Annotated in this window: 7 protein-coding genes; 6 read left to right on the top strand and 1 reads right to left on the bottom strand. The window is 69.8% G+C overall.

Going from position 1 to position 6,401, the window contains the following annotated elements; genetic code table 11:
- Positions 1-709, bottom strand: a 709-nt coding sequence (locus AX744_RS09950) for a BglG family transcription antiterminator (protein ID WP_157543572.1), incomplete at its 3' end; no start/stop codon positions are given.
- A gap of 168 nt (positions 710-877) precedes the next feature.
- Between AX744_RS09950 and AX744_RS09945 the strand changes: the two genes are divergently transcribed.
- From AX744_RS09945 to AX744_RS09920, 6 genes are read left to right on the top strand one after another with little or no spacing between them, the layout of a single operon-like run.
- Entirely contained in the window at positions 878-1,192 is a 315-nt protein-coding gene (locus AX744_RS09945; protein WP_061016628.1) for a PTS sugar transporter subunit IIB, read from the top strand.
- The gene (locus AX744_RS09940; RefSeq protein WP_046748954.1) at positions 1,189-1,470 is read left to right on the top strand and encodes an HPr family phosphocarrier protein; all 282 of its coding nucleotides are present in this window, start codon (positions 1,189-1,191) and stop codon (positions 1,468-1,470) included. Before AX744_RS09945 ends, AX744_RS09940 begins: the two co-directional genes overlap by 4 nt.
- Positions 1,467-3,152, top strand: a complete 1,686-nt coding sequence (gene ptsP / locus AX744_RS09935; protein ID WP_082738480.1) for a phosphoenolpyruvate--protein phosphotransferase — start codon at positions 1,467-1,469, stop codon at positions 3,150-3,152. The genes AX744_RS09940 and ptsP overlap by 4 nt, the downstream gene beginning before the upstream one ends.
- Positions 3,149-4,780 carry a PTS mannitol transporter subunit IICB gene (locus AX744_RS09930; protein WP_058631802.1) on the top strand — a complete coding sequence of 544 codons (1,632 nt, stop codon included), beginning with the start codon at positions 3,149-3,151 and terminating at the stop codon, positions 4,778-4,780. Before ptsP ends, AX744_RS09930 begins: the two co-directional genes overlap by 4 nt.
- On the top strand, positions 4,777-5,211 hold the full coding sequence (locus AX744_RS09925; protein ID WP_046748951.1) for a PTS sugar transporter subunit IIA: 435 nt from the start codon (positions 4,777-4,779) through the stop codon (positions 5,209-5,211). The genes AX744_RS09930 and AX744_RS09925 overlap by 4 nt, the downstream gene beginning before the upstream one ends.
- The gene (locus tag AX744_RS09920) at positions 5,208-6,365 is read left to right on the top strand and encodes a mannitol-1-phosphate 5-dehydrogenase (RefSeq protein WP_046748950.1); all 1,158 of its coding nucleotides are present in this window, start codon (positions 5,208-5,210) and stop codon (positions 6,363-6,365) included. Before AX744_RS09925 ends, AX744_RS09920 begins: the two co-directional genes overlap by 4 nt.
- Positions 6,366-6,401 lie beyond the last annotated feature (36 nt).

Here is a 6,401-nt window from a genome sequence, read left to right as displayed (position 1 = left end):
CCTCGCGCGTGCCCGCCGGTGCAGATTCGAGCGTGTGTCCTGCAGCGACCCGCTCCGCGGCGATCGCGATGTGCAGCAGCACGTCGAAGATCGCGAGCTCGTTCACGTAGTAGCCGAGCTCACCCAACTCGCGCACCAGGGCCGATTTGAAGGGACCGACCGCGCCGGCGTCCACCGCCGATCCGGACAGCGCGCGCCGGAACGTCTCGGGATGGAACGAGGCATCATCCATCTCGTCGTGGGCGAGCCTGCTGAGCAGACGGCGCTGCGCTGTCTCATTGCCGCGCAGACGCACGATCTCGCGCTCGCGCTCGAGCGTCAGGTCGGTGCCGTCGAGCAGGCCGCGCACGCGCACCAGATCCGCTTCGAGCGTCGCCTCGCTGACGTGCAGATCCTCCGCGGTGTCGAAGACATCGATGCCAGCCGGCTCATCGAGCAGGAGTCGCACCAGGGTGTGCAGGCGATCGCGAGGGGCCGATTCCCCGCCCTGACGCATGCGCATCGCACCCCGTGCACCGGATCCGGCGCGATACCCCGCGGGACCCGACTCGATCACGGCGGCTCCGGGCGTGCGAGCGTTCAGCGCCGCGACGTAGGAACGGATGCTGCGCGGGGTGACCCCCATGAGGTCGGCGAGGCTCGCGGCCGTAGCCCAGCCCTCCTGACGCAGCAGCGCGGCGAGGAGCTGGTCCTGACGCTGGCGCGACATGATCCTCCCCTCCCGCGTGCTGACTGCACCGTCTCGACGTGCTCTCCATGATGTCAGGTGGCCGGCGCCTCGGGGCGGAAGGCGCCGTTCCGCGGGGGCGGAAAGGATCGTGTTGGCGCGCACCCCTTCCTGGTTCCCAGACTGTTCTCAGGAAGTAGGTGGGCATCGATGAGGATCCTCGTGGTGTGCGGTGCGGGAGCATCGAGCACGTTCGTCGCGCAACGGCTCCGCCGTGCCGCGGAGACGGCCGGTCTGGCCTGGGACGCATCCGCCGGGACCGAGGGCTCCGCCTCGGATTCCGACCACGACCTGATCCTGGTCGGCCCGCACCTGGCCGACCGCCTCGACGCCATCCGCGAGAACTCGAACGCGCCGGTCGCCATCCTCCCGGACGACGTCTTCTCCGATCTCGACGGCTCGCGCACGCTCGTCCTCGCCCGTTCGCTCCTCGCCGCCGGCGAAACCCCGAAAGGAACATCATGACCGCCACCCGCACCGTCCGGATCGGCTCCTCCCATGGACTCCACGCCCGTCCAGCCAAGCTGTTCGCGCAGGCGGCGAAGGACTCCGGCATCGCCGTGACGATCGCCAAGGATTCCGGAAAACCCGTCAACGCGGCGAGCATCCTCGGCGTCATCGCCCTCGCGATCGAGCACGGCGACTACGTCACGCTCACGGCGGACGGCGACGGCGCGGAGAACGTGCTCGACACCCTCACCGAGCTCCTCACCACCGACCACGACCAGGACGCCGCCGGATGAGCGAGCTGCGCGGAGTGGGCATCGGTCTCGGGGTCGCCCAGGGGCCGATCGTCCGCATGGCCGAGGCGATGCCGGCCCCGGAGAACACGCCGAGCACCGCGGGGGCTGACGCCGAACGAGCGAGGGTCCGCGACGCCGTCTCGGTCGTGGCAAAGGCACTGAACGAGCGCGGCGAGGCAGCCGGAGGATCCGCGCAGGAGGTCCTCGAGGCGCAGGCCATGATCGCCGAGGACCCGACGCTCCAGGACGAGGTCGACACACGGATCGACGCGGGGGCGACGGCCGAGTGGGCCGTGCACGACGCATTCGCCGGGTTCCGCGCCACGCTCGAGGCGGTCGGCGGCTACCTCGGCGAACGCGCCGCGGACCTGGACGACATCGCGCAGCGAGTGCTCGCGCATCTTCGCGGCGTCGGCGCCCCGGGTGTCCCGAACCCGGGACACCCGTTCGTGCTGGTCGCCCGCGACCTCGCGCCGGCGGACACCGCACTCCTCGATCTGGATCAGGTCCTGGCACTGATCACCACCGACGGCGGCCCGACCTCGCACACGGCGATCCTCGCCAGGGAGAAGGGCATCGTCGCGATCGTGGGCGTCGCCGACGGCGAGATGCTGACCACCGGCGAGACCGTGATCGTCGATGCGGCCAGCGGCGTGGTCACGCGCGAACCGACGGATGACGAGAAGGCTCGCGCCACCGAGCGCGCTGCCGCTCGGCGGTCGGCCGACGCGGCCCCAACCACTCCCGGCGCTCTCGCCGACGGCACGCCTGTCGCGCTGCTCGCGAATCTGGGGAAGCCTGCAGATGCGGCCGACGCGGTCGCTCGGGGGGCCGAGGGCGTCGGGCTGTTCCGTACCGAGTTCCTGTTCCTCTCCTCCGCCCAGGCGCCCACCATCGCTCAGCAGCGCGAGTCGTACCGCGAGCTGCTCGCGGCCTTCCCCGGCCGGAAGGTCGTGGTGCGGATGCTCGATGCCGGCGCTGACAAGCCTCTGGCCTTCCTCAACGATGCACACGAGGAGAACCCGGCGCTCGGGCTCAGGGGTCTGCGGGCGCTGCGCGCCAGCGAGGACATCCTGCGGGAGCAGCTCACCGCACTCGCCGAGGCCGCCGCCGTGACCGAGGCCGATCTCTGGGTGATGGCTCCCATGGTCGCAACGGTCGAGGAGACCGTCTACTTCACGGGACTCGCACGCGAGTACGGGCTGAAGACCGCGGGAGTGATGGTCGAGATCCCGGCGAGCGCTCTGCTCGCCGATCGCGTGCTCGCGCACGCCGACTTCGCCTCGATCGGCACCAACGACCTCACGCAGTACACGATGGCTGCCGACCGGATGCTCGGCTCGGTCGCAGGGTTCCAGGACCCCTGGCACCCTGCCGTCCTCCGCCTCGTCCGCGAGGTCGGCGATGCCGGTGCCCGACTCGGCAAACCCGTCGGCATCTGCGGCGAAGCCGCCGCCGATCCGCTGCTCGCCGTGGTGCTGGTCGGTCTCGGCGCGACGAGCCTGTCGATGGCGCCTTCCGCCCTGGCCGATGTCCGTCATGCGCTGTCCGAGCGCACCCCGTCCGAGGCGCGGAGTCTCGCCAAGGCCGCCCTGGCCGCCGACGATGCCTCCTCCGCCCGAAACGCCGTGGCAGCCCTCGCCGCGGAACTCCCCCTCCACAAGAAAGAGACGACATCATGACGACGACGTCACCTGCCGCCACCAGACCCGGCGGCCTGCGCGTAGGAGTGCAGCGCTTCGGCACATTCCTCTCAGGCATGATCATGCCCAACATCGCCGCCTTCATCGCCTGGGGCTTCATCACGATGCTGTTCATCCCGAAGGGGTTCTTCGGCGCGGAGAGCCCGTTCGGCTGGCACTGGGCAGGCGTGTCCGAGATCCTCGGCGGTGGCGGCGACTCCGTCATCATCGGCTGGCAGGGCGCGATGACCGCCGTGGCCGAAGGCGCGGACGGCAACATCCTCGCCTACGTCGGACTGGTCGGCCCGATGGTGACGTACCTGCTGCCGCTGCTGATCGCGAACACCGCCGGCCGCATGGTCTACGGCGAGCGCGGAGGCGTCGTCGCCTCGATCGCCACCGTCGGCGTGATCGTCGGCACGAACATCCCGATGTTCCTCGGTGCCATGATCATGGGCCCCCTCGCCGCCTGGGTCATGAAGCAGGTCGACCGGCTGTGGGACGGCAAGATCAAGCCCGGCTTCGAGATGCTGGTCAACAACTTCTCCGCCGGTATCCTCGGCATGCTGCTCGCGATCTTCGGCTTCTTCGCCTTCGGCCCCGTGATGCTCGGCATCAGCGCCGCGCTCGGCACGGCCGTCGACTGGCTGGTCTCGCTGCAGCTGCTCCCGCTCGTATCGATCATCGTCGAGCCCGCGAAGGTGCTGTTCCTGAACAACGCCATCAACCACGGCGTGTTCACCCCGCTCGGCATCGAGCAGGCGACCGAGACCGGCAAGTCGATCCTGTTCCTCATCGAGGCGAACCCCGGGCCCGGCCTCGGTCTGCTCCTCGCCTTCACCTTCTTCGGGGTCGGTGCGGCGAAGGCATCCGCTCCCGGCGCGGCGATCATCCAGTTCTTCGGTGGCATCCACGAGATCTACTTCCCCTACGCTCTCAGCAAGCCGACCACGATCCTCGCCCTCATCGCGGGTGGTGCAGCCGGGGTCACCACGAACATGGTCCTCGGCGGGGGTCTCGCCTTCCCTGCAGCACCGGGAAGCATCATCGCCGTGACGGCTGCGGCCATCGGCCCGGGAGTCGGCAACCTCCTGGTCGTCTACCTCTCGGTCATCGTCGCAGCGACCGTGACCTTCCTCATCACCGGCGTGATCCTGCGGGCCTCCCGCAAGCGCGACCTCGAGGCCGAGAGCGACACCTTCGGCGCCGCGATCGCACAGACCGAGGCCAACAAGGGCAAGTCGTCCGCCGCGATGGACGCGCTGCGCACGTCGACGGCATCCGCGGCTCCGGAAGCCACGGCCGCCACGAGCGCGACCGTGATCTCCGCACCGATCGAGCGGATCGTGTTCGCCTGCGACGCCGGGATGGGCTCGTCCGCCATGGGCGCGAGCGTGCTGCGCAACAAGCTCAAGAAGGCCGGCATCGAGGACATCACGGTCACCAACCAGGCGATCGCGAACCTCGACGGAACGGCTGACGTCGTCATCACCCAGCAGCAGCTCACCGAGCGCGCCGAGGCGAAGTCGCCGAACTCCGTCCACGTCTCCGTGGACAACTTCATGAACTCGCCCCGCTACGAAGAAGTCGTCGAGATGGTGCGCGAGCAGCGAAAGGAAACAGAATGAGCGTCCTCACCCAGGATCAGGTCCGCATCCACCCCGGTGGTGCGACACGAGACGAGGCTCTGCAGGAGGCGACGGACATCCTCGTCGCCGCCGGTGCGGTCACCCCGGCCTACGTCGACGCGATGCGGCAGCGTGAGGAGACGGTGTCGACCTTCATGGGCAACGGCCTCGCCATACCGCACGGCACGAACGAGGCGAAGGACACGATCCTCGCCTCCGCACTGTCGGTCGTCCGCTATGACGGGGGCGTCGACTGGTCCGGCGAGCCCGCGACCTTCGTGATCGGCATCGCCGGCGTCGGGGACGAGCACCTGGAGATCCTCTCCCGCATCGCCATCCTGTTCTCCGAGGAGGACGATGTCGCCAGGCTGTCGGCGGCACAGACCGCCGAGGAGCTCTACGCCCTCCTCTCGGAGGTGAACGAAGGATGAAGGCGGTCCACTTCGGGGCGGGCAACATCGGGCGCGGGTTCGTCGGTCTGCTGTTGAGCGACGGCGGGTACGAGGTGGTCTTCTCGGACGTCGCCGATGCGCTCGTCGACGCGATCAACGAGGTCGACTCGTACACGGTGCACGAGGCCGGCCCCGGAGGGACCGATCACGTCGTGACCGGGTTCCGCGCGGTCAACAGCAGGACGCATCCGGCCGCGGTGGCCGAGGAGGTCGCCACCGCGGATGTCGTCACGACCGCGGTGGGCCCGACGGTGCTGCGGTTCGTGGCGCCGTCGATCGTCGCCGGACTCGCCCTGCGCAGTCCGGACTCCGCGCCGCTGCAGGTGATGGCGTGCGAGAACGCGATCGGGGCAACGGAGCTGCTGCGGCGGGAGATCGTCGCCGCAGCGGGCGCGGATGCAGAGACGCTGCTCGCGCGCGCGGTCTTCGCCAACACGGCCGTCGACCGCATCGTCCCGGCGCAGCCGGAGGGATCGGGGGTCGACGTGACGGTCGAGCCCTACTTCGAGTGGGCCATCGAGTCGGGACCCTTCGAGGGCGCGCTGCCGAACATCCCCGGCGCGCACTTCGTCGACGACCTGGCGCCGTACATCGAACGCAAGCTGTTCACGGTGAACACCGGCCATGCGGCGACCGCGTACTTCGGGGCGCGTGCGGGCATCGAGCGCATCTCGGACGCCCTCGCCGACTCGGACATCTCCTCGAGCGTCTCGGCGGCGCTCGAGGAGACATCGGCCGTCCTGGTCGCCGAGCACGGGCTCGACCCGGCAGACCTCGCCGACTACCGCGCGACGATCCTGGAGCGCTTCCGCAACCCCGCGCTCGTCGACACCGTGCAGCGCGTCGGACGTCAGCCGCTGCGGAAGATCTCACGGCATGAGCGCTTCGTCGGCCCGGCGGCCATGGCCGCAGAGCGGGGGTTGCCCACCGACGCCTTGGTCGCCGCCGTGTCCGCAGCGCTCGAGTTCGACGATCCCGCCGACGAGCAGTCTGTCGAGCTGCAGCAGCTGCTCCGTGCCGAGGACCCTGCCGCGTTCACCACCACCACGACAGGCCTCGACCCGGAGCACCCGCTGTTCCCACTGATCCGGGACGCCGTCGCGGCCAGGCAACAGCGTCTGGGAGCTGTCTGACCCCTCGCTCAGAGACGCCCCCGTCTGCCGATACCA

Source organism: Microbacterium sp. CCH5-D1, from assembly GCF_001557335.1.
GTDB lineage: Bacteria > Actinomycetota > Actinomycetes > Actinomycetales > Microbacteriaceae > Microbacterium > Microbacterium oxydans.
This window is presented reverse-complemented; position numbering and strand designations above follow the sequence as displayed.